This window comes from Novosphingobium sp. FKTRR1, from assembly GCF_020404405.1.
GTDB lineage: Bacteria > Pseudomonadota > Alphaproteobacteria > Sphingomonadales > Sphingomonadaceae > Novosphingobium.
Window position 1 is genome coordinate 1 of record NZ_JAIZDA010000085.1, and the last position, 1,702, is coordinate 1,702.

The 1,702-nt window shown below is 52.4% G+C and carries 1 protein-coding gene; it reads right to left on the bottom strand.

The features are described from left to right. Positions 1 to 16: 16 nt before the first annotated feature. The gene (locus LDN95_RS22990; RefSeq protein WP_226019823.1) at positions 17 to 709 is read right to left on the bottom strand and encodes an SLATT domain-containing protein; all 693 of its coding nucleotides are present in this window, start codon (positions 707 to 709) and stop codon (positions 17 to 19) included. Between the last annotated feature and the right edge of the window lie 993 nt (positions 710 to 1,702).

The window sequence follows — 1,702 nt, forward strand, 5'->3', positions numbered from 1 at the left end:
TCGCAATCCCTCCCGGCTATGCTCGCGCCGGGCAATACCAGTCCATGTCACCATTCACTCCATCTCTTCGCAAAGAGGCGTGAATCACAACATGCTGGTATTGCTCAACAACTTTCGGATCAGGTTCTAAGGGAAGATTTAAAAATACCAAGACAGGAGCAATGGCGATTGCAAGCAAAAATGCCCAAAAAACAAATTTACTGAACAGAGCCTCAGCAGCGATGATGAAATTAATCTTCAAGTTTCCCGTAGAGTTTTCCAATGCCTTTCCATTTTTCCACGCAGTCAAAATTGCATTGGAGTAGTCTACGTCAGAGTGGTTTTCACAATTTAGCATGAGATCATCATATGCACAAATCTTTTGGTTATTTGACAATTCATGTGACCAATATATTTTTTGAAGCTTAACGTAGCTTTCCTTAAACCTCTCAGCTCTTTCCTGATGCCTCTCCCCTTGAAGGTAAAGTGAAATGATGAGAACGCAAACGGAGCAGCATATAGAAAGAACGCCGAAATACTTAACCTTGTATATTCCGGAAAAGTCAAAAATTGAACTGACTATCAAAAGGAGTGAGTACCAAGTGATCATCATGTTGCAATATTTACCATCTCGACGCAACCTTTTCTCTGACTCCATCCGGGACTTCGACGTCAGGTAAATATTTTCTACTCGACGAGCATCATCGTTTGTTTGGGTGGGCGCACACATTGGATCACTAGTTCCTCAAATGAAGAAAGTTAAAACTCAGACTAGCTCATTAATAAGGACAACCCCCGTTTGGGAGCTAACGGCATAGACCGTTCCGCCCACCCAGTTTGACCTCTAGAGGTTACATTCCATGAATGCAATTTCGAGAACGGCTTGCATTGCGAACGAGCTAGGCTCAGGACTCATTGATTGAGCCAGAAGATCACGGTTGCGGCGATATAGATGGCAGGCATTAAGGTGTAGGCACAGCGAACGTAGTGGGTATGGATGCTGCGCCAGTCCTTGAGATTGCCGAACATGTTCTCGATCCGGTGGCGCTTGCGGTAAAGCCCGGTGTAGTTGGGGTTCGGGACCTTGCGGTTGGCTTTTGATGAATTACGGTGACAGACGCATAGATCCCCAATTGGCTTCGCCCCCACCGCGCAGGGCTATCGCATAGGATTGGCTTGCCCATTTACCGTCACTTCGGGTTTGATCCGGGGCGACGACGGATAGAAGTTGACAAAACGAACCATATAGGTTATATGCCCCGCCGTGACGGGAGCTGGGGCGTGAGCGCTTCGCCTTTGCGACCCGGCGCGCGGTCGGCGCTTTCCAAGGACGGAGGCGTCCGCATTCGCGGCACGAACGGCGGGGCCTGTTACCCTCGCCGTGGGATCGGGCCCCAAGCCCGCAAGGTAGTCCGGCAAGAGCGCGAGCCCGCCCCGGTGCCTGCGTGCCCGTCAGGGTCGAGCGAATTTGGTCCCTCTACGCGCCACTTTCGCCATTCGCACAAACCCGCGTCGAGAACCCAAACCAGCGCCGACCGCACCCGTCCGCGCCTTCCCCACCTGCCAGCGGCGTTAACCGGACTCGCCACCCGGCCCGTAACTGCTCAGGTGGTTGGCAATGAGGCCGATCAAGCGACCGCGAAGCGTCCGTCGACGAGGTCTCGGATTGCGCTGAGTGCGGACTGGCCAGAGAGGCGTGCGGTGCCGGTGACGGAACGGTATC

Coding starts and splice junctions, on each gene's coding strand:
- LDN95_RS22990 (WP_226019823.1), bottom strand. CDS start 709: ATGTGTGCGCCCACCCAAACAAACGATGATGCTCGTCGAGTAGAAAAT.